Consider the following 21,599-nt stretch of genomic DNA (forward strand, 5'->3'; position numbering starts at 1 on the left):
TCGATCAACACCTGATAGCGGCGCATATCGATGATGTGATCGACATGCTCGATATCGACCGGGCACTGCTCCACACACGCACCACAACTCGTGCAGCTCCACAGGACCTCGGGGTCGATGACGCCGTTGACGTCCTCACCACCGATCAGCGGACGCTCCGCCTCGGCACGCGCCGCCTCCGAGATCTTGGCCAGCTTCGCCTCGTCAGGCTTGCCGTCGGCGTCGACCAGGCCGATCTCGTCGCCACCGGCGTCCTTGCGGCCACCGGCCAGCAGGTAGGGGGCGGCGGCGTAACCGTGGTCGCGCAGCGACATGATCAGCAGCTTGGGCGAGAGCGGCTTACCGGTGTTCCAGGCGGGGCACTGCGACTGGCAGCGACCGCACTCGGTGCAGGTGGAGAAGTCCAGCCAGCCCTTCCAGGAGAAGTCCTCCATCCGGCCGACACCGAGGTTGTCGACATCGGGGTCGACGTTCTCCATGTCCAGGACCTTGCCGTTGGACATCATCGGCTTGGCCGCGCCGAGGGCGACGCTGCCGTCGGCCTCACGCTTGAAGTAGATGTTCGGGAAGGCCGAGAACCGGTGCCAGGCCACACCCCAGGTGATGTTGCGGCCGACGACGAACAGCCAGACCATGCCCGACATCAGCTTGACGAACGCGAAGATCGAGATCAGCGTGACGTTGGCCGGGATGATCTTGGCGATCTGTCCGGTGATCGGGTCGGTCCAGGCGGAGTGGCCGGTCAGCGACAGCACGCCGGCCTTCACCAGCACCATGCCGATGCCCTCGGTGAGCACGACCCACTCGACGAAATACGCCGGACCGAACTTCGAGCCGCTGAAGCGGGACAGCCGCGCGGGCAGGCGCGGGTGGTTCAGCTGGCGCAGGATCATCAGCGTCGCGATGCCGACGACGGTGCCGACGCCGAGGATCTCGTCACCGAGATGGAACCACCAGGTTTCGCCGATGAACGGCCACGACCAGGTGGGGTCGAAGGTCTGCCCGTAGGCCATGAACCAGAACTGCGCACCGGCCAGGAAGCCGATCATGACCAGCCAGTGCGCCCAGCCCACGGTGCGGAACTTGTTCATGCGCGTGTGCGCGATGAACTCTACGAGCATGGTCTTGAACCGCGGGAAGAACGGTCGCCAACGGTCCGGCGCGGACTGGCCGATCGTGACGGCCTTACCGATCTTCCACGCGCCGCTGAGGAACGACGCCCAACACAACAGGCTGAGCAGTGCTCCAATCGTGCCCAACGTGATTGTCAGGGCATTCATGTCGCGACCTTTCTTTAGAGGCAACACGAGGGTCGTGCGGGCGAGAGGACTCACCCAGTTGGCTCGTATCGTAACCGGCGCTAAGTTACCGGCCAGTAACTACCGGTGTCCACCGTAGGATCGGCATTTGTGCTCTGACCTTGTTTACTGGGGCTTGACCCGGGATTTGCTTGTGAGCAATCTCACATAAAAGTTTGCTCCAAGATTCCCGCGTCTGCTGGTGAACACCGTAAACCGCGCGTGATCTGCGGTGGAGCTAAGGTCAGGCTTACTAACTCGTTCCGGAATCCGTCTGGTCTACCGGGCTTCGTTCCATTAAGCTGCGGCTGTTCTGTCTGCTGTGCCGGTCTTCACACTGCTCGGGGAGAAGTAAGGGACATCTCACAGATGTCACCGCTTGACGAGTCTCGCGTGTCGCGGATCGCACGCCGAACCACACCTGATGGATGGGAACCTGAATGAACTTCCGTAGGACCACTGCGGCTGCCGCACTGGTTATCGGGGCGATGACCGTGGCCACCGGCACTTCGCATGCCGAAGAGGCGCCGCAGGACATCAAGTACTCGGTGAAGCTCGTCGACAAGACCGTCGTCGCCACCGTGAAGAACGGCACCGTGGCGCTGGTCGAGCAGGCGGGCGAGACGCCCGAGGCGCCCAAGACCCAGGTCGCCGAGATCAAGGACAGTCGGGGGGCTGTCGTGGTCTCGCTGCCGATCGCCTTCACCATCAACGGCACCGACATCCCGACCAAGGCCGAGGTCGTCAAGGACTCGACCGTGCTCGAGCTGACCCCGGAGAAGCCCGAGGGCGTCGACGTCACCGCCAGCCAGGTGGGCGTCAACCCGGTCATCAAGGCCGAGTCGATCGCCTCGGTGCAGGAGAACCAGAAGGCCATCAACGACTTCTCCTCGAAGTTCAGCATCGGCACCGCCATCGGCACCTTCGTCGGTTCGGCCATCGGCGCGGTCGTCGGCTGCGCCGCCGGTATCGTTGCGGGTGCTCCCACCGCTTTCCTCGCCTCGATTCCCCTTTGCTTGGGTGGCGTCGTCGGCGGCGCCGCTATCGGTGGCGTAATCGGAATGATCGCCATCGGCGGACCGACCATGATGGTCGCCGGTCTCGAGCTGCTCAATGTGTTGCAGGCGCCGGACGGCACCACCGCTTGGGCCGACAAGCCCAAGACGGTCGCCGACCCGGCACCCGTGGTCGCCCCGGCGAACTGATCGGCTTCGGCCCGAACAGGTTTCCCCCGAAGGCCCCGCTCTCCACGGAGCGGGGCCTTCGGCATTCCCGTCCCCCTAACCCACCCGCCCGGACACCGTTTCCGCCCCCTGAACGGCCCCGTGCGGACCGAACGTCCGCTCGGCCATGACGTAACTCCCATCAGCCCGCACCAGCAACACCGTGCTCGCCCTCGTGCCGTGCAGATCGTGCGCGACGAACCGCGCCGACACCGCCCGCTCGAACTCCGGCGCGATCCCGGTGCGCGGCAGCAGCTCGGCCGCCGCCTCGGTGCGGTCGGCGAGCAGGGCGAAGTAGTCCTCGACCGAATCCGGTGCGGTGGCGATGATGTCGCGTAGCTCGCGCAGCCCGTCGGCCACCTTCGGCCAGACCGGCGGTGCGCCCACCCCGGTGACCTCGAACTCCTGGGGACCGCTGTGCACAACCTCGCCGGGCGCCGAAACCAGATGCGGCCCGTTCGACAGACCGTGCAGCCCCGGCACGAGTTCCGCGGGCGCGGCACCGCTGCGATTGGACTGCCACCACAGCGCATCCGCGTCCCCGGTGAGCAGGTTGTAGCCGAGGTAGCGGGCCGGGTCGATCGCGGTCTGGTAGGCGCTGGGTGAGGCCGCCGAGCGCAGGTAGTCCATCAGCAGGGCGCCGCGGGACCGTGCGTCGGGCACTCGGTCGAGCGGGTCGCGCACATTGGTGACGGTGGCGAAGCGGGCGTCGGCCGGGCGGAAGCCGAGCCAGGTGCCCGGCGCGTCGGCGCCCAGGTCACGCCCGGCCAGCAGTCCGTCGGGCCAGCGCGTCAGCGATTCGGTGGCGCGGGTGTAGAACTCGTCCCGGTTGGCCGCCACGATCAGCCGGTACTCCGGGTGCGCGCGCCAGGCGAGCAGAACCAAACACATGCCACCAGCTTGCCGCAGACGCCGGAAGGGCCGGTAGCGCGTCGCTACCGGCCCTTCCGAGCTGCTCTGTGCCTGCGGGAGTCCGCGATCAGTTGGTGCGGACCGACAGACCCGGGTTGTCCGAGAGGACGACGCTCAGCGGCTGCGCGAACAGCTGCGGCACGTCACCGGTGATCGCGCCGATGATGTTGGGGATCTCGCAGATCGGGTAGTCGGCGACCGACGACGCGCTCGAGATGCCGAGCGCCAGGCGACCGGTGACGATCGCGCCACCCGAATCGCCGGGCAGGGCGCAGATGTTGGCCGAGAAGCTCTGGGTCATCTGACGGTCACCGACCTGCACGGTCTGGTCGACGCCGTTGATGATGCCGCAGCTGAACCCGGTGCGGGCACCCGACTTGCAGACCGGCGCGCCGACGACCGGCACCGCGACACCCTCGACCGCGATCGGGGCGTTGCCCGGCACGCGGACCAGGTTGTTCTCGAAGCGCGGGCGGGCGTTGTCGTTGATCGAGATGATCGAGTAGTCCTGCGCGCCCAGCACCGACTTCTGGAAGGTGCCCAGCTGGGCACCGGCGCGGTCGCCGTTGATCTCGTAGATCGCGGCGGCGGAATCGCTGCCCGCGGTGCCGAGATCGGGGTTGCAGTGCCCGGCCGAGATGTTGACGACATTGCCCGAGCGGTCGGTGCCGTTGAAGCCCAGCGAGCAGCGCAGCGAGCTGCGGCCCACGATCGAGGCGTAGCCGTCGCCACCGGCCAGCGCGCCGTTGCCGTCACCGGCGACGGGGGTGGCGGTCAGGTCGACGCGCTCGCCGGCCACCGGCGGCGCGGTGACGACCACGCGCGCCGGGTCGATGAAGCTGGGCAGCGGCAGCCCGGCCTGCTCCACGCGCACGGCGATGGCGTTGTTGACGGTGTCGATGACGACACCGCGCACCAGGTTGGCGACCTCCGGCGGCGCGGCGGCCAGCCAGTTCTCGAACGCGGTCTTCTCCCCGCGCAGCATGGACTCGCTCTTGGCGACGTTGCGCACCTCGAACCCGGCCGACTCGGCCGCGGCCCGCGCCTCGTCGGCACCGGGGCCGTGCGAGAGCGCGATGACGGCCTTGCCCTGGTCGCTCAGCCAGGAACCGGCGAAGACCTGCGGGAACTGGCGCTGCGCGGTGGTGGAGAACGCGGCGACCTGCTGGGCGACATCGGCGCGGCGCAGGTACTCCTCGGGGGAGATCTTCAGATCGCGGGTGACCGCCTCGATCAGCTGGGCGGGCAGGTCGCCCGCGGGGGCGGGCTGCGCGTCGGCGACTGCCATCGTGGGGCCGAACAGCAGAATCGCCGCGGACGCGGCGATCACGGATTTGCGCGCTCTTCCCGAGCTGCGCGAGGACGAGTTTCGACCCATACGTGGCAGGAGCATGATCGAACTATATGGGCTCGGGCGGGTTATGCCTACTCGGACCGGGCAAGAGATTTCGCTCACCCGGTCCGGTCGGCGTTTCGGGACGTTCTCAGCCCGCGTTCGGCTTGGTGCGCACCGTGATTCCGCCGATCGCGCCCGCCGCGTCGGCCAGGATCGGCCGGATCGGAATACCGAGCGAGGCGGTGCCGCCGTAGGGCGCGAGCTGGGTGTTGGCCTCGGAGCAGTTGGGCGCGTCGGCGGCGTTGGAACCGCTGGTGATGCCCAGCGCCAGGGTGCCGGAGACGATCGCGCCGCCGCTGTCGCCGCCCAGGGTGCAGGCGCTGTTGGCGAAGCCGCGGATCGTCTTGCTGACGCCCTCGGCCGTGAACAGCTGGGTCTCCACATGATCGGCCGAGACGAAGCCACAGGTGAAGGTGGAGGACTGCCCGGTCTTGCAGACGGGCGCGCCGGTCACCGGTTCGGCGGTGCCGGTGATGGTGAGGGTGGTGCCCTCCGCGCCACGCACCCGCGGCTGGTCCATGCCCGCGTTCACCGCGCGCTCGTTGAGCCGGATCACCGAGTAGTCCAGCGCGGCGGGCCCGCCCAGCACCGAGTGGGCGAAGCTGCCGACCTCGGGGCTGTTGGGGATATCGCGCACGTTGGGCACGTAGACCGTCGCGGAGCCGCCGTTGTCGATGTTCGGATTGCAGTGGCCCGCCGAGATGTTGAGGGCGCTGCCCGCGTCGTCGGTGGCGTTGAAGCCGAACGAGCACACGTCCACCCCGCGCAGCGAGGTGTCGTGCAGGTCTTTGGTGGCGGTGATGTAGGTGTCGCCGCCCATCGGCCTGCGTTCCACCGGACCGGCGCCGCCGGGGGTGAGCACCACCTTGATGGTGGCGATCAGCGTCGGCAGGTTGAGCAGGTGCCCGGTGGGAGTGTTGGCGACATTGAGCACCAGCTGGCTGTTGAGGGTGTCGATCGCGACCGAGCTGATCGGTTCGGAGATCTCGCGCGGCAGGCTCGCGATCCACTGGCTCAGCTGCACCAGCGCGCCCTCGAGGCCGTTGGCCGAGATCGGCGCGAGCTGGGTCTGGTAGCCGTCGGCGGCGGCGAGCTTGCCCGTCTCGGCGTCGGTGACCGCGACGACGGCCTTGCCCTCCGGCGTCAGCCAGGCACCGGCGAAGGTGTCGGGATTCGCGGCGCGGAAGTCGGTCGCGTACTGGCGCAGCTGCTGCGCGCGGGCGGCGCGGTCGAGGTACTCCACGGGCGTCATGCCCAGATCGCGCGCCAGCGCCGTCACCATTTCCGCGGGTAGCGCGTCTGCGGCAAGTTGAAGGGGGGCATCGGGATCCGCCGCGGCGGGGCCGGAACCGAACAGTGGTGCCAGGAGAACAGTCGCGGCGAAACCGGCGGAGGCTGCCTTGACCGCGGCGCGACGCGCCACCAACTTGCGCATGAAATCCCTTCGTCGGCACGAGTGACCGCCGACACTGCGGGAGGCAGTGATGTCGGTCGCCGCATCACTCTAGGGCACGGCCGCGATACCGGCGCGACAACGTCTGCCCTACCGCTGATAGTCGTAGCCCGGGATCCGCAGTGGCGACGGGAGATTGCCCGGCGGGTAGTCCTCGAAGGGCAGCAGCGGGCGGGTGGTGCTGCGGCTGGGAGTGGTCGGTTCGGTGGTGGTGGTCGGTGCCGGTTCGCCGGTGGTGGTCGTCGGTTCCGGCGGTGTCTCGGTGGTGGTCGGCTCCGGTTCGGGCTCGGTGGTGACGGGCGCCTGCGGGGTCGTCTCGTCCACCGGGGGCGGCAGCGGCGCGGGCGGCTGCTGTTCGGTCGGCGCGTCCGGGCGCGCGTCGGAGATCGACGGCGGGGCCACCGGCTCCCCGCTGCGCAGCAGCACCGACACCGCGATTCCGCCGAGCAGCAGGCCGATCAGCGCGGCCACCGCGATGAGCAACGGCGTGCGATTGCGGGTGGGCGCCGGGGTGAGCGTGGGCAGCTCGGCGGGCAGCACCGTGGCGGGCACGGCCAGCGCCTTGGTGGGCAGCACGGCCGCGGGCAGCGCCGCCGAATACGCCTGCGCGGTCGCCGCGGGCTTCTGCAGCGCGGGCATCACATCGGTGACGACCAGCGAGTTCTCGGTGACGATCGGGTCCGGCGGGGTAGCGCCCGCAGGCGTGGCCAGCACCGCCACCAGCGCGGCCTCGGCCGCCGAGGTGACATACGAACGGCCCGGTTCGACCCCGGCACCGGGCTGGGGCAACTCGTCCTCACCCAGCAGCGCCACCGACTTCAGCCCCAGGTAGTCCAGCGCCTCGCGCACCCCGCGCACGGTCTCGGTCGTCCACTGCGCCGGATGCGTCGCGTAGAACTCGGCCGGGCCGCTGAGGTGCTCGGTGGTCTGATCGATGAGGCAGAACATGGCCGTGGCCAGCAGGTCCTCGGCCCGGTAGGCCTCGCCGCCGTCGACGTCGACACCCGCCGGATCGCCGATCGCGCGCACGAATCCGCTGATCGAGTGCGCGTGCCCGGAGGGCGCGGGGCCGCCGAGGGCCGCGTCGCCGTCGTCGGACATGTGCAGCACCGACTCGCGGACGAGGTGGATCGGCGGGCCGTCCTCGGTGACCACCGCGGCGATGCACTCGTCGTCGGCGATGCGCAGGCCCACCCCAGTGGCCATCCGGTTTACCTCCCTACCCCGGGCCGGTCACACCAGCAGTGAACCGTGTCCCATCGCGCGGAGCATTGACAATAATTCCGATCGGGATCGCGCGCCTATCCGACGTCGGATTCGCGCGACGTGATGCTCCACCGTCTTCGCGGAAATGTACAGCCGTGCGCCGATCTCCCGGTAGGTCAGACCGAGCAGCACCAGCTCGGCCACCTCGCGTTCGCGGTCGCTGAGCGCCTGCGGTTCGATCAGCGGCCGTCGGGCGCTGTGTGGATCATCGGCACTGGTCACGGCCTGATCAGGGCGCGCAGGAAGCCGCACCGACCCGGCCAGCTCGAGTAGTTCCGCCGGGTCGTCGACGCCGCGGGCCGCGTCCTCGGCCAACCGTGCGGCGTCGTAGGCGTGCCCCCGATCGGCCAGCGCGAGTACCGCCGTGCGCACCGAGGTGATGTCGGCCTCACCGCGGCGCACCAGCAGCCAGGTGCGTCCCGCGTCGGCCAGCACGGCCGCGTGCGCGTCACCTTCGGCGGCGGCCTGCTTCAACGCGTGCGCGTGCGGCAGCAGTTGTTGCGGCTCGTTCTGGCCGAGCGCGGCCTGCACGCCGTACCAGTGGAAGACGGCGGTCCACGCCGAGGCGTGCGCGAGCCCACGCACCAGCGCCGTCGCGGCGTCCACCGCGTTCTGCACGCGCCGTTCCTCACGCAGCGCGATCCCCGCCATCCACATCTCGCCGACCGCGAGCAGACCGAGCAGGTCGATGTCGACCTTCTCGAACGCGGGCAGCGCCACGGTCCAGGCCCGCCGCAGCGCGGAGAGATCCCCGCCGCGCCGTGCCAGCCCGACAGACAGCCCGTGCGCGAGCAGCCGGTCGCGCGCGAAGAGCGGCGCGTGGCCGAGCGCGCCCAGCATCTCGGCGGCCCGCTGCTCATCGCCGGTGGCGAGCGCGACCCACGCGGCCAGGATCGTGCGCTGCGGGTCGGCCGGCGCTTCGGGGACAGGGATGCGGCCTGCCTCGGTGAACCGGCGCGACGGGTGGTCGGTGGCCGAGTGCTGCTGCTGCTGTGCGTGCGAATCCGGACTGCCGTCCGCCGGGCCTCGGGATTCGGTGACGGCCCAGAGCGCGGCGGCGGCCCGGGCGGGGTCGCCCGCGCTCAGGTTCAAGAGGGTGGCGACGGCGATCGCGCCGCACGGGCCGGTGCGGTGATCGGTGCGCAGGGCCTGGGTGAGGTCGGTGATCGCGGTGGCCGGTCGGGATCTCGGGTGGTCGGTGTCCTCGGAGCCGGGCGGAGTCGGTGTGGCGGAGTCGAGGGAGGCGAGCAGTGCGCGGGCGATCAGCCGGGGGCCCGCGGTGGCCTCGGTGGGTGGCCACCGGTCGGCGTCGGCGGACATGTCGGCGGCGGCGCTGTCGCCTGCCAGGGCGAGGACGGTGGTCGCGACGGCCCAGTCGGCGCCGACCCGGTGTGCGCCGAGCCAGCGGTAGAGGGCGGCGGCGCGCTGGACTAGTCCGCGGCGGGTGAGCACGGTCGCGCAGATCCGGACGGCGGCGGCGAGCTCGGCGGCGGGGGCGTCGACGCGGTCGAGGAGCGGTTCGGCCAAGCGCAGGGCGGTGTCGTTGTCACCCGTCGCGGCGGCGGCTTCGGCCCAGGGCAGGGCGATCCGGCGGGGGTCGGCGCCTGCGGCGGATGCGGCGGCGTAGTAGCGGGCGGCGTCGATCCGGTTGTGTTCGGCTGCCCGGCAGAGGAATTCGGCCAGCCGCTCGTCGCGCACCCCGGATTCCGCGAGCAGCAGCCCGGTGTGGTCGCGCAGCAGTCCGGCGGCGAGGCGGGTGTCGAGCAGCCTGCGCTGCACCGCCACATAGCGCCGGTCACCGATCAGCACCCGCAGTTGCGGGACCGCGGCGGCCAGCAGCAGATCGGCGTCGGTGACCAGCGCGCTCGTCCTGGCCCGCACCAGCAGATCCCGCGCGACCGCCGGCTCGAGATCGAGTACCTCGGCCAGTTCGCCCGCGTCGAGCCCGGTGCCGGTCGCGGCGACGACGAGGGTGTCGAGCAGGGCGGGATCGGCGCCGGCCAGTTGCGATCTGGTCCACGCAGCCAGCGCGTCGTCGACGGCGGCCATACCCTGATCCAGCCGCGCCGCGCCCGCCGCGAGCAACGCCGCGACCACGCCCGCGTGCACACCCCCGGTCCGGGTGTGGATGTAGTCGATGATCGGGCGCGGCACGGTGACACCGAGTTCGCGTGCCAGCGACCCGATATCGCCACTGCCCAGCGCCCGCAGTTCCACGGTGCGACCGTGCCGCGCCACGGTCTCGCACAGCGCGCGCAGCTCGGGATGCTGCGGTCGCGGCTGCGTCGCGCAGAGGAAAGACCTGGTGCCCGAGGTGATCTCGGCACTGAGCGCGTCGAGCTGGGCGGCCGTCAGGGTGTGCAGGTCATCGAGGACGACCACCGCGCCGCTGTCCGGCGCGACGGGCACGCTGGCGATCACCGCGAGCCCGCGCCCCCGCAACCGCTGCCTGGCCGCGTCCAGCAGCACCGACTTACCGGTGCCCGAGCGCCCCGACAGCAACAGGACCACCGGCTTCTGCGGTGCGGCTTCGATACTGCGGAGGATCTCGCGGGCGTTCGGCAGGCAGTCGAGCGCGATCGGCCTCAATTGCCGCCTCCCAGCAGCTCACCGGGCAGTTTGGTGACACCGCCGACCGTCCCCTCCACCACGTCACCGGCACCGTCGATGATCTTGCCGGGCACCTGGCCCAGGTTGGGGTACTGCGGCTGCTGAGGTTGCTGCGGCGCGGGCGCGGGAGACGTTGTGGTCGGCGGGGTTTGGGCAGGCGGTGCCGGTGCGGGCGAATTCTGCGGCGGCGGAGCCTGTTCGGGCGCGGGCGACTGCGGCGACCCGGGCTGCTGCTGCGGTGTGCCGCCCTGGGGCGTCTCACCCTGCGGCGTGCCCGCCTGCGGTGTGCCACCACCCGCGGCCTGGGTCGGGGCGGGCTGCGACGAATTCTGTGTCGTCGCGGCGGGAGTGACTGTCCCCGGGATCGGCTGCCCGGCCGCGTCGAGTAGCGGGGCGCCGGGGACGGGCTTGCCGTCGGCGTCGAGCGTCGGAGTCCCGAGCACCGTCTTGCCCTCGGCGTCGAGCGCCGCGATGGGGGTCGCCGCGTTGGTCGCCGGTGCCCCGGTGCTCGTGGCCGCCGCGTCGGCGGAGGTGGGTGACGGAGTGCTCGGCGTGCTGAATTGCGGTGCCATGGCCAGTGTTCCGGCGGTCAGCGCGCCGAACGCGGCGAGGGCGGCGGCCACCACGGCCAGCCGCTTGCCCGATTTCCGCGGCGTCGCGGCGGAGATCGTGTCCTCGCCCTCGGGGCGACCAGCGAACAGGCTCGCTTTGCTGGAATAACGTCCGGTATCGGCCAACTCTCTTGCGGCAGTGGTCATGCCGGTCACCGGAGCGTGGTGCTCGTCCGAAGTGCTCCCGCCGTCCGGGGCATCGGACGGTTTCCCGAGCGCCACTCCCGCCATCGGGAACTCGGTACTGTGCGGGCTCGCCTCGGTATACGCCGAGTAGGCGAGCGCGCCGGAAGTCGCTGCGCCGTAGGAAGATTCCGCCGCCAGCAGATCGGCCGCCAGCTCCGCGGCACCCGCCGCACCGGCCGTCGCCGGATCGGCACACGCCACCACCGGCAACCCGAACTCCGCCGAAACCAGCTCGGCGACAAGCGGAATCGCGCCACCACCACCGGTCAGCAACACCGCGCGCACATCACCGAACTCGATACCCGCCTGCCGTACCGCCGTGCGCACCAGGTCGAGCGAGTCCAGCAGATCCCCGCGCACCACGTCCTCGAACTCGCTGCGCACGATCCGCACCGGTCCGCCGGTGCCGAGCGCGCCCACCGGCACCACCGTCGCCGTGTCGAGCGAGAGCTCCTCCTTGGCGATCCGGCACCGTTCGCGCAGCGCCGTCAGCTCGGCCTCGACCAGGGGGTCGAACGGGTCGAACTCGGCGTCGCCCAGCGCGTGCGCGAGCACGTAGCGCATTGTCAGCAAATCGAATTCGGCTCCGGCGATCGTGTCGCTGTGCGCCGGGGTGCCCAGCAGACCCGACTGCTCACCGGTGCGCACCACCGAGACGGTCAGCCCGCTCGCGCCCAGGTCGTAGACCACCAGCGCGCCGTCGTCGAGGAGTCCGCGCTCGACCTCGTAGCGGCGCAGCACCGCCAGGGGCTCCGGGATCAGCACCGTGGACCCGGTTCCGGTCGCGTCGAGCGCGTCCTGGACGGCGCGGACCTGGTCGTCTGCCCACCAGCCCGGATGGCAAGCGATCACCGTCGGTTCCGCGCCGGTCTGCGCGGCGATGTCGGTGATCAGCCGGGTCGTCGCGGTGGCGACCAGATCGGCGGCGGCGTGACTGGACCCGTCCTCGGCCAGCATCGGCACCGGGTCGCCCACCCGCGCGAGGAACCCGTCGACGACGTGCCCCGGCGCGACTTCCACCGCGGTGCGACGCTGGATCACCGCCACCGGCGCACCGCCGTCGGCCGTCGTCGCGACGGCCACGGAACGGGATGCGCCGACAGTGATGCCGAGCGGGAGACGGTCAGTCATGAGAACCTCTTGCGGATGCGTGAGCGGCGGACACCATCGAGCGAACTATCCCGATAGTCGGTTGCTGCCCGAAAGCTGTTACGCCTCCGCTCAGGTGGTCACCCGTCCAGGCAGGTTCGGCGCGGGGCATCGATCCGCGGGGTGGCGTCGGTAGGGTGTCCGCGTGAACTACCCCGCGCACGCTCATCCGGTCGGCTCCGGCAGCCTTGCCGAGGCCCAGCAGCTGGTGGCGAGCGCCGCGCGGGAACTCGGCGGTGACCCGGCCGCCCAGGCGCTGCTGCGCGAGTGCGACGAGCGGTTGCGTCAGCCGCTGCGGGTGGCGCTGGCCGGGTCGATCAAGGCGGGCAAGTCGACCCTGCTCAACGCGCTCGTCGGCCAGAGCATCGCCCCGACCAACGCGACCGAATGCACCCGCGTGGTCACCTGGTACCGCACCGGTGCCACGCCGACGGTCACCGCGTTCGCCCCCGACGGCGCCGCCGCCAATGTCGCCCTGCGGCGCGGCGCGGGCGCGCACGGCCTCACCTTCGAACTCGACGACCTGCGCTGGCACCCCGCAGGCCCGCGCACCGTCGACCACCTGGAAGTGCGCTGGCCCACCCCCGCCCTCGCGCGCACCACCATCATCGACACCCCCGGCACCTCCTCGCTCTCGCGCGAGGTCTCCGAGCGCACCCTGCGCCTGCTCACCCCCGCCGACCTCGACGCGGGCGCTGTCTCGGTGCCCGGCGCCGACGCCGTCGTCTACCTGCTGCGCCGCCTCGACGCCGCCGACCTGCACTTCCTCGAGCAGGTCGGTTCCGGTGGACCCGCGGGTCCGCTCGGCGTGGTCGGGGTGGTCTCGCGCGCCGACGAGATCAGCGCGGGCCGCATCGACGCGCTGCATTCCGCGCGTCAGGTGGCGGCCCGCTTCGCCACCGAACTCGAGCGCACCGGCCTGTGCCAGGCGGTCATCCCCGTCGCCGGGCTGCTCGCCTTCGCCGCCGCCACCCTGACCCAGCCCGAATTCCTCGCCTTCACGGCCCTGGCCGCCCTCCCCGCCGACACCCTCGAACTCGCTCTCCTCTCGGCCGACCGCTTCGCCCGCCCCGACGCCGACCTGCCGGTGCCCGCCCCGATGCGCGCCCAATTGCTGGACCGATTCGGCATGTTCGGCGTGCGCATGGCCACCGAACTGGTCCGCACCGGCATCCGCGACGCCGCCGCCCTGGCCGCCGAACTCGCCGCCCGCAGCGGCATCGACGAACTGCGCACCGTCCTGGACGTGCAGTTCGGCCAGCGCGCCGAACAACTCAAGGCCCACTCCGCCCTGACCACCCTCGACCGCGTCCTCACCGCCCACCCCGGCCGCGCCGACCACCTGCTCCCGCGCGTGCGCACCCTGCTCGCCGATGTGCACGGCTTCGCCGAACTCCGGCTGCTCGGCCGCCTGCGCACCGACGAATTGCCGCTGCCCGCCGACGATCTCGCCGAACTGTTCCGCTTGATCGGCGGCGCCGGCGTCGCCGCGCACGTGCGCCTCGGCCTGCCCGCCGACACCGATCCGGCCACCCTGCGCGCCCACGCCGCCGAGGCCGCGCGCCGGTGGCGCACCCGGTCCCGCCACCCCCTGATCGACCAGGCCACGGCCGCCGCCTGCCTGACCGCGGTGCGCAGCGCCGAGGGAGCACTCAGCCAGTTATCGCCTCCCGCGTAACGAAACCGTCGCGGATCGGGACAAGCTTTTCGAACACTCGCATGGCCACGCGTGACAAGCATCCCCGACGGACGAGTACGGATCCGGCGCATTAGCCCCGATCTGGAGGAGCTGACCCCGAATGACCCCCACCGCGATCCTCGAGTTCATCCTGAACCTGTTGCGCGACCCCGAGGCCGCAGCAAACTATTGCAAGGCCCCCGTCCAGGTTCTCTGCGACGCCGACCTGCCTGTCACCCCCGCCGAAATCGCGGCCCTGGCCCCCACCATCTGCCAGTCCCACCACCTCGACACCACCCCCCTCCAGCCCATCATCGCCGCAGGCGCCACCACCGCGGCCACCACCGCGGCCACCGCGGCCGCCACCACCGACCTCGGCCTCGAATCCGAAGCCGCCCTCGACCTCACCGGCGCCCTGTCCACCGCCGCCGACCTCGACCTCGGCGCCGGTATCGGCGCTGGTCTGGGCCTCGGCACCGACCTCGCAGCAAGCACAGGCGCCAACCTCGACCTCGGCACCGACCTCGACCTGGGCGCAGGCATCGACACAAACCTCGGCCTGGGCACCGACTTGTCCGCCGGTCTCGACACAGCCCTCGACCTCGCCGCAGGCATCGGCGCCGGAATCGGTGCCGGCATCGGCGCGGGAATCGGTGCCGGCCTGAACACCGGCATAGACGCAGGCATCGACCTCGCGACAGGCGTAGGCGCCGACTTGTCCGCCGGCGTCAACGCAGCCCTCGACCTCGGCGCCGACCTGGCCACAGGCATCGGTGCCGGTCTGGCCGCAGGTGTCGGTGCCGGTCTCGGCATGAGCACCGGTGCCGGCCTGGGCCTGGGCACCGACTTGGCGGCAGGTGTGGGCGCTGGCGTGGATGCGGGTCTCAGCTTGGGCGGGGATCTGGGCGCTGGCGTGGACGCGGGCCTCGGCTTGGGTGCGGACTTGGCGGCAGGCGTAGGCGCCGGGCTCGGCGCCGATCTGGCTGCGGGAGTAGGCGCGGGCCTGGATCTGGGCACTGATCTTGCCGCCGACCTCGGCACGAGCCTCGACACCACACTGTCGTCAACCCTCACCGGCGCCACGGGCCTCGGTACCGACCTGACCACCGGCGTAGACGCGGGCCTCGGCCTGGGCGGGGATCTGGCCGCTGGTGTAGGCGCTGGGCTCGGCGCCGACGTGGCCACCGGCGTAGCCGCAGGTCTCGACCTGGGCACGGACCTCGGTGCGAACCTCGATGGCGCCCTGTCGTCGAACCTTGCCGGCGCCTCGGCTCTCGGTGCCGACCTGGCCGGTTCACTCACTGGTGCGGCGGATCTCGGCGCCGATCTCAACGGTTCCCTCTCTGGTGCAACGGATCTCGGTGCGGGTATCTCCGGTGTGGTCGGTGGTGCGGCGGGGCTCGGGGGCGCGCTCGACGGTGCTGCGGGATTGGAGACATCGCTGACCGGTGCGGTCGATGCTGCGGCCGGTGTGGGTGCCGGGCTCGGTGCCGGTCTGTCGGGTGCGGCGGGTGCGGCGGCGGATCTCGGTGCGGGTGTGTCGGGTGCGCTCGGTGCGGCGGCTGGGGTTGGGGCGAGTGTCGATGCCGCGACTTCCGGGATCGTGGAAGCCGGTGTCGGACTGGGGACTTCGGTTGAATCCGCGGTGGGCGCCGGGCTCGAAACGTCGCTGACCGGGGCGGGCGGTCTCGCCGGACAGGTCGGTGCGGGCGCATCGGCGGCCGCGAATGTCGGTGCCGCCGCTGCATCTTCGCTGACCGGTGCGGCTACCGCGACCACCCAGCTCGGGCTCGGCAGTCTCGCAGGCGCGGGAGCCGACCTCGTCGGCACCGGTTCCGCCGGAGCCGACCTCGGCGCTCAGATCGCCACCGGCCTCACCACCGGCGCAGCCCTCACCACCGGCACCGAGGCCACCCTGGGCACCGCCTTCGACTCCACGGCGACGACCGGCCTCGAAACCTCCTTGGGCACAGCCTTCTCCAGCGCGACATCCGCCTCCACTGCCCTGACAGGCGCGGTCGAATCCGCCGCCGCCCTCAACGGCCAGTTCGGTTCGGCCTTCGATTCCACCTTGTCCGGAGCAGCTGGGACCGGCGCGGCCTTGAACGGCCAGTTCGGTTCGGCCTTCGACACCACCCTGTCCGGAGCGACCGGTACGGGTGCGGCCTTGAACGGCCAGTTCGGTTCGGCCTTCGACACCACCCTGTCCGGAGCAGCCGGGACCGGTGCCGCCCTGAACGGCCAGTTCGATTCGGCTCTCGACACCACCCTGTCCGGCACAGCCGATACCGCCGCCGCCCTCAACGGTGCATTCGACTCCAGCGCGGCCCTCGACAGCTCCCTGGTCGGCGCGTCCACCGTCAGCTCCGCCCTCCAGTCCTCCTTCACCGGCGCCGCAAACTCCGGCCTCGCCACAGGCGGCTCGTTCACGACCGGCGTGGACGGTGCCCTGAGCGGCGCGGTCAGCACGACCGCTGCAACTGGTGGCGCGATCGGCTCAGGCTTCGACGGTGCCGTGGGCACCGGTCTCACGACGGGCGGCTCGTTCGCCACCGGCGCAGATGGCGCCCTGACCGGCGCGATCGGCACGACTGCCGCAACTGGTGGCGCGATCGGCTCCGGCGTAGATGGTGCTGTGGGTACCGGCTTCACTACGGGTGGTTCGTTCGGAACAGGGGTCGACGGCGCTCTGGGCGGCGCGGTCGGCAGCACTGCTGCCACCGGTGGCGCGATCGGCTCCGGCGTGGAAGGTGCCGTGGGCACAAGTCTCACCACCGGCGGCTCCTTCACCGGCGCGGTGGAAACCGGCGGATCGGCAGTCACCGGCGTGGACGCCTCGCTGACCGGCACCACCGAAGCGGCCTCCTCGACCGGCGTCTGGTCCGACCCCGACCTGTCCGGAGCCTTCGGCGGCGACCTCACCGGCACCGCTGTGACCACGACCGAATCCACCGTCGGCGTCGCCTCGGGTCTCGGCACCACCTGGTCGAACATCGATCCCGACAGCGCCTTCGGCCCCGGTCTGCACGAGTCGCCGCTCGCCGGTGACACGGGCCTGCTCGGGGAGTCCACCGTCGCGGGCGAGCAGCATCTCGACACCGCCGGCCTGTTCCACTGAGCTGATCAGCGACGGGGAGAGCGATGGACACGGTGCTCGCGGTGCTCGATGACACCGTGGCGGCCGCCCGCGCCGCGGGTCGCGACGACCTGGTCGCCCGGCTGGAGACAGCCGCGGCCAGGATGCGCGACCCGCGCAGGCGGATCATCGTCGCGGGCCAGCGTGATCAGGGCAAGAGCCGTTTCGTCAACGCCCTGCTGAATCAGGATGTGTGCCCGGTGGGTGACGAGCTCACCACCACCATCCCGATCCAGTTGGCCCACGCCGATCAGCCGAAGGCCGAATTGGTCCTCGCGGCAACAGGTTCCGAGGATCGTGTCGAGTTCCCTGTAGACGACCTGGCCACGATCGACCCCCGCACGCCCCTCGCCGCGGGCAGGCAGATCATCCGCATCGACATCCACCTGCCCAACCCCTTGCTCGCCGACGGCATCGTCCTCGTCGACACCCCCGGCATCGGCGGCACCGGCACCACCCTGGGTGTGCTGGAAATGCTCCCCGCCGCCGATGCCGTTCTCTTCCTCACCGACGCCTCCACCGAACTCACCGCCCCGGAACTCACCTTCCTGCGCCAGGCGCGCGAATTGTGCCCGGCGACAGCGGTCTTGATGACGAAGTCCGATCTCTATCCGCATTGGCGCCAGGTCTTCGCCGCCGACCGCGCCCACCTGGCCGCCGCCGACCTGCCCGTCCCGCTCCTGCCGGTCTCGTCCCTGCTGCGCGCCCACGCCCTACGCCTGCAGGATGCCCAGCTCGGCGCGGAATCGGGTTTCGGCGAACTCTTCCAGTTCCTGCGCGAGCAGGTGGTCTCCCGCGACGAGGCCACCGCGCGGGCGGGGGTGATGAAGGAGATGTCCTCGGCTGCCGAACATCTCGCGCTCACTGTCGGCAGCGAGCTGGTCGCCCTGCGCGATCCGCGGCAGGCCGCCGCCGCGGTCGCCGAACTGCATGCCGCGAAAGCCGCCGCCCAGCAACTGCATCGCCGCACCGCCACCTGGCAGCAGACCCTCGCCGACGGCATCACCGACCTCGCCGGCGATGTCGATCACGACCTACGCGAACGTCTGCGCACCATCAGCCGCACCGGCGAGGAGTGGATCGACGAGCACGATCCCGGCAGGCACTGGAACGCCATCGCCGAATGGCTCACCGGCACAGTCGATACCGCGCTCGGTGAGAACCTGCTCTTCGCGCACACCCGCGCCGAGGCGCTGGCCGAACGGGTCGCCGAACACTTCCAGGAACTCGGTGCCGTCGAACTCCCCGCCGCGCTGGACCACTCCGGCACGGTCGGTGGCACAGCCACTCTCGGCGAGCTGGAACCCGATATCGGCGTGGTCTCAAAGGTCCTCGTCGGCATGCGCGGTTCCTACGGCGGCGTCCTGATGGTCGGGCTCGCAACGACTTTCGCTGGCCTGGCGATGCTGAACCCGATCTCGCTCGGCGCGGGCGTGCTGGTCGGCGGCAAGGCCTACCGCGACGACAAGCAGGCGCGCATGGCCCGCCGCCGCGGTGAGGCCAAGAACGCCGTGCGCCGATTCCTCGACGATGTCGCTTTCCAGGCGGGCAAGGATTCCAAGGACCGCATGCACCGCATCCACCGGTCCCTGCGCGACCACTACGCGGGCATCGCCGAACGCAGCCTGCGGTCGATCGACGAATCCCTCACCGCCGCACAGGAAGCCGCGAACGCCCAGGCCTCGCACCGCGCGCAGCGCATCGTCACCCTGGAACGCCAGCTGACCGCCGTCGCCGCACTGCGCCGCTACACCGAACAGTCCGGCGTGCCGGCGAGCCTGGAACCGGCGCCCTGAGGCGCCGAGTGGGCGGGCCTGCTCCCTCTCGCGACTACCGCGCATCAGGCCCGCCCAAATCCGGACGACTTCAGATGAAGTAGGCGGCGACCCCACCGAGCCCGCGTCGCCACTGAACCTTGCCCATAGATGCACGCATGCTGTTGAAAATAGCGGTTCACCCCGGTGCGGCACCCCTCCACGAGTGCCCCCAAAATTCGGGGCGACCGCTCGGTCTCATCCGCTGACAGGTTGCGTCACGATCGCGCATCGCCCGTCGCGGTTGAGTCGAGGCCGCGCAAGAATGTCTAGGGTTCGGGAATACATCGCCGCGGCCGCCGGTTGTCCTGATCAACAAGGTTGAGCGCAACTGACTCAAGTCTGGGTTGACTCCGGGAGGACTCCGGAGGCAGGATTGAGCCCACTGCGCTCAGCGTTGCTCGAGATCATTGCCCTAGAACGTCCAAACAGGAGGAAATCACTATGGCTCGTGCGGTCGGAATCGACCTCGGGACCACGAACTCTGTCGTCGCCGTGCTGGAAGGCGGTGAGCCGGTCGTCGTCGCGAACTCCGAGGGTTCGCGCACCACCCCCTCGATCGTCGCCTTCGCCAAGAACGGCGAGGTTCTCGTGGGTCAGCCCGCGAAGAACCAGGCGGTCACCAACGTCGACCGCACGATCCGCTCGGTCAAGCGCCACATCGGCACCGACTGGTCGGTGGAGATCGACGACAAGAAGTACACGCCGCAGGAGATCTCGGCGCGCACGCTGATGAAGCTCAAGCGCGACGCCGAAGCCTACCTCGGTGAGGAGATCACCGACGCGGTCATCACCGTCCCCGCCTACTTCGAGGACGCCCAGCGTCAGGCCACCAAGGAAGCCGGCCAGATCGCCGGCCTCAACGTGCTGCGCATCGTCAACGAGCCCACCGCGGCCGCGCTCGCGTACGGCCTCGACAAGGGCGACAAGGAACAGACCATCCTGGTCTTCGACCTCGGTGGCGGCACCTTCGACGTCTCGCTGCTGGAGATCGGTGAGGGCGTCGTCGAGGTCCGCGCGACCTCCGGTGACAACCACCTGGGCGGCGACGACTGGGACGAGCGCGTCGTCACCTGGCTCGTCGACAAGTTCAAGGCCAGCTCGGGCATCGACCTGACCAAGGACAAGATGGCCCTGCAGCGTCTGCGCGAGGCCGCCGAGAAGGCGAAGATCGAGCTGAGCTCCAGCCAGAGCACCTCGATCAACCTGCCCTACATCACCGTCGACGCCGACAAGAACCCGCTGTTCCTCGACGAGCAGCTGACCCGCTCGGAGTTCCAGAAGATCACCTCCGATCTGCTGGATCGCACCCGCGCGCCGTTCCAGTCCGTCATCAAGGACGCCGGCATCAACGTGGCCGACATCGACCACGTCGTGCTCGTCGGTGGCTCCACCCGTATGCCCGCCGTCTCCGAGCTGGTCAAGGAACTGACCGGCGGCCGTGAGCCGAACAAGGGCGTGAACCCGGACGAGGTCGTCGCCGTGGGCGCCGCCCTGCAGGCCGGTGTGCTCAAGGGTGAGGTCAAGGACGTCCTGCTGCTCGATGTCACCCCGCTGTCGCTGGGTATCGAGACCAAGGGTGGCGTGATGACCAAGCTCATCGAGCGCAACACCACCATCCCCACCAAGCGCTCGGAGACCTTCACCACCGCCGACGACAACCAGCCGTCGGTCCAGATCCAGGTCTTCCAGGGTGAGCGCGAGATCGCCTCGCACAACAAGCTGCTCGGCTCCTTCGAGCTGACCGGCCTGCCCCCGGCCCCGCGCGGCGTGCCGCAGATCGAGGTCACCTTCGACATCGACGCCAACGGCATCGTGCACGTCACCGCGAAGGACAAGGGCACCGGCAAGGAGAACAAGATCAAGATCCAGGACGGCTCCGGCCTGTCCAAGGAAGAGATCGACCGGATGGTCAAGGACGCCGAGGCGCACGCCGCCGAGGACAAGACCCGCCGCGAAGAGGCCGAGACCCGCAACCAGGCCGAGTCGCTGGTGCACCAGACCGAGAAGTTCATCACCGAGCAGAAGGCGAGCGAGGGCGGCGCGCAGGTGTCGGCCGAGCTGCTGGCCGATGCCGAGAACGCGGTCGCCGAGGCCAAGAAGGCGCTCGAGGGCACCGACATCGCGGCCATCAAGACCGCGGTGGAGAAGCTGGCCACCGAGTCGCAGAAGGTCGGCCAGGCGATCTACGAGTCGCAGGCCGCCCAGGACGCGCAGACCGGCGCCGCGGGCAACGGCGCGGGCCCGGCCGACGACGACCAGGTCGTCGATGCCGAGGTCGTCGACGACCCGGCTGACAAGAAGTGACCGAGGCCAACTCCGAGCAGGAGTTGATCGAGGACATCGTCGAGGACGCCGACGCCCCCGAGGCGGAGGTGCTCGACGCCGAGACCGAGGCGCCGGTCAGCGACGAGCTGGCCGAGCGCACGGCCGACCTGCAGCGGTTGACCGCGGAATACGCGAACTACCGCCGCCGCGTCGAGCGCGACCGGCAGGCCAACATCGACGCGGCCAAGGCCGCGGTGGTGAGCGAACTGCTCGGCGTGCTCGACGATCTGGACCGGGCCAGGGCGCACGGCGACCTGGAGGCGGGCCCGCTCAAGTCCGTCGCCGACAAGCTCGAGACCGCGCTCACCAAGCAGGGTCTCGTCGAGTTCGGCGCGGTGGGCGAGCCGTTCGACCCCACGCTGCACGAGGCCGTGCAGCACGAGGGTTCGGGTGCCGATCCGGTGATCGGCCTGGTCATGCGCAAGGGCTATCGGTTCGGCGAGCGAGTGCTTCGGCACGCGCTGGTCGGGGTAACCGATGCCGAGGTCGCCGAGGCATCGGATCCGGATGCCGGCGCCGACAACGAATAAGGCGAGAGG

13 protein-coding genes are annotated in these 21,599 nt (G+C 70.6%); 6 read left to right on the plus strand and 7 right to left on the minus strand.

Features of this window, described 5'->3' with window-relative positions:
* The coding region (locus ACWEMY_RS21395; protein ID WP_452391425.1) for a 4Fe-4S dicluster domain-containing protein at positions 1 to 1,280 on the minus strand (1,280 nt) is incomplete at its 3' end.
* Positions 1,281 to 1,786: 506 nt separating this feature from the next.
* Here ACWEMY_RS21395 and ACWEMY_RS21400 point away from each other — a divergent pair.
* A complete protein-coding gene (locus ACWEMY_RS21400; protein WP_452391426.1) occupies positions 1,787 to 2,503 on the plus strand; it encodes a hypothetical protein in 717 nt (238 codons plus the stop codon).
* Between the two features lie 75 nt (positions 2,504 to 2,578).
* Here the strand turns inward: ACWEMY_RS21400 and ACWEMY_RS21405 are convergent, their stop codons facing one another.
* The 6 genes from ACWEMY_RS21405 to ACWEMY_RS21430 form a co-directional block, all read right to left on the minus strand.
* Complete coding sequence (locus ACWEMY_RS21405; RefSeq protein ID WP_452391427.1) at positions 2,579 to 3,412, minus strand: NRDE family protein; 834 nt, start codon at positions 3,410 to 3,412, stop codon at positions 2,579 to 2,581.
* An 88-nt stretch (positions 3,413 to 3,500) separates the two neighbouring features.
* The gene (locus ACWEMY_RS21410) at positions 3,501 to 4,763 is read right to left on the minus strand and encodes a S1 family peptidase (RefSeq protein ID WP_452391428.1); all 1,263 of its coding nucleotides are present in this window, start codon (positions 4,761 to 4,763) and stop codon (positions 3,501 to 3,503) included.
* A 154-nt stretch (positions 4,764 to 4,917) separates the two neighbouring features.
* Positions 4,918 to 6,264 carry a S1 family peptidase gene (locus ACWEMY_RS21415; protein ID WP_452391429.1) on the minus strand — a complete coding sequence of 449 codons (1,347 nt, stop codon included), beginning with the start codon at positions 6,262 to 6,264 and terminating at the stop codon, positions 4,918 to 4,920.
* Between the two features lie 108 nt (positions 6,265 to 6,372).
* Entirely contained in the window at positions 6,373 to 7,488 is a 1,116-nt protein-coding gene (locus ACWEMY_RS21420) for a hypothetical protein (protein ID WP_452391430.1), read from the minus strand.
* A gap of 27 nt (positions 7,489 to 7,515) precedes the next feature.
* On the minus strand, positions 7,516 to 10,137 hold the full coding sequence (locus ACWEMY_RS21425; protein ID WP_452391431.1) for a LuxR C-terminal-related transcriptional regulator: 2,622 nt from the start codon (positions 10,135 to 10,137) through the stop codon (positions 7,516 to 7,518).
* Positions 10,134 to 12,086, minus strand: coding sequence for an Hsp70 family protein (locus tag ACWEMY_RS21430; protein WP_452391432.1), 1,953 nt, complete (start codon positions 12,084 to 12,086; stop codon positions 10,134 to 10,136). Before ACWEMY_RS21430 ends, ACWEMY_RS21425 begins: the two co-directional genes overlap by 4 nt.
* 163 nt (positions 12,087 to 12,249) lie before the next feature.
* Between ACWEMY_RS21430 and ACWEMY_RS21435 the strand changes: the two genes are divergently transcribed.
* From ACWEMY_RS21435 to grpE, 5 genes are all read left to right on the plus strand, one after another.
* Positions 12,250 to 13,782, plus strand: coding sequence for a dynamin family protein (locus tag ACWEMY_RS21435; protein ID WP_452391433.1), 1,533 nt, complete (start codon positions 12,250 to 12,252; stop codon positions 13,780 to 13,782).
* 121 nt (positions 13,783 to 13,903) lie between these two features.
* Entirely contained in the window at positions 13,904 to 16,900 is a 2,997-nt protein-coding gene (locus ACWEMY_RS21440) for an IniB N-terminal domain-containing protein (protein WP_452391434.1), read from the plus strand.
* Positions 16,901 to 16,923: 23 nt separating this feature from the next.
* On the plus strand, positions 16,924 to 18,714 hold the full coding sequence (locus ACWEMY_RS21445; protein ID WP_452391435.1) for a dynamin family protein: 1,791 nt from the start codon (positions 16,924 to 16,926) through the stop codon (positions 18,712 to 18,714).
* 462 nt (positions 18,715 to 19,176) lie between these two features.
* Entirely contained in the window at positions 19,177 to 21,039 is a 1,863-nt protein-coding gene (gene dnaK, locus ACWEMY_RS21450) for a molecular chaperone DnaK (protein WP_375931312.1), read from the plus strand.
* Positions 21,036 to 21,590 (plus strand): nucleotide exchange factor GrpE, encoded by a 555-nt coding sequence (gene grpE, locus ACWEMY_RS21455; protein WP_452391436.1) that lies wholly within the window; start codon positions 21,036 to 21,038, stop codon positions 21,588 to 21,590. Before dnaK ends, grpE begins: the two co-directional genes overlap by 4 nt.
* Positions 21,591 to 21,599 lie beyond the last annotated feature (9 nt).

Source organism: Nocardia sp. NPDC004415 (assembly GCF_053602435.1).

Bases quoted from the DNA above. Each gene is read 5' to 3' on its own strand.
- ACWEMY_RS21400 (WP_452391426.1), top strand. From the start codon at position 1,787: ATGACCGTGGCCACCGGCACTTCGCATGCCGAAGAGGCGCCGCAGGAC.
- ACWEMY_RS21405 (WP_452391427.1), bottom strand. From the start codon at position 3,412: ATGTGTTTGGTTCTGCTCGCCTGGCGCGCGCACCCGGAGTACCGGCTG.
- ACWEMY_RS21415 (WP_452391429.1), bottom strand. From the start codon at position 6,264: ATGCGCAAGTTGGTGGCGCGTCGCGCCGCGGTCAAGGCAGCCTCCGCC.
- ACWEMY_RS21420 (WP_452391430.1), bottom strand. From the start codon at position 7,488: ATGGCCACTGGGGTGGGCCTGCGCATCGCCGACGACGAGTGCATCGCC.
- ACWEMY_RS21430 (WP_452391432.1), bottom strand. From the start codon at position 12,086: ATGACTGACCGTCTCCCGCTCGGCATCACTGTCGGCGCATCCCGTTCC.
- ACWEMY_RS21440 (WP_452391434.1), top strand. From the start codon at position 13,904: ATGACCCCCACCGCGATCCTCGAGTTCATCCTGAACCTGTTGCGCGAC.
- ACWEMY_RS21445 (WP_452391435.1), top strand. From the start codon at position 16,924: ATGGACACGGTGCTCGCGGTGCTCGATGACACCGTGGCGGCCGCCCGC.
- dnaK (WP_375931312.1), top strand. From the start codon at position 19,177: ATGGCTCGTGCGGTCGGAATCGACCTCGGGACCACGAACTCTGTCGTC.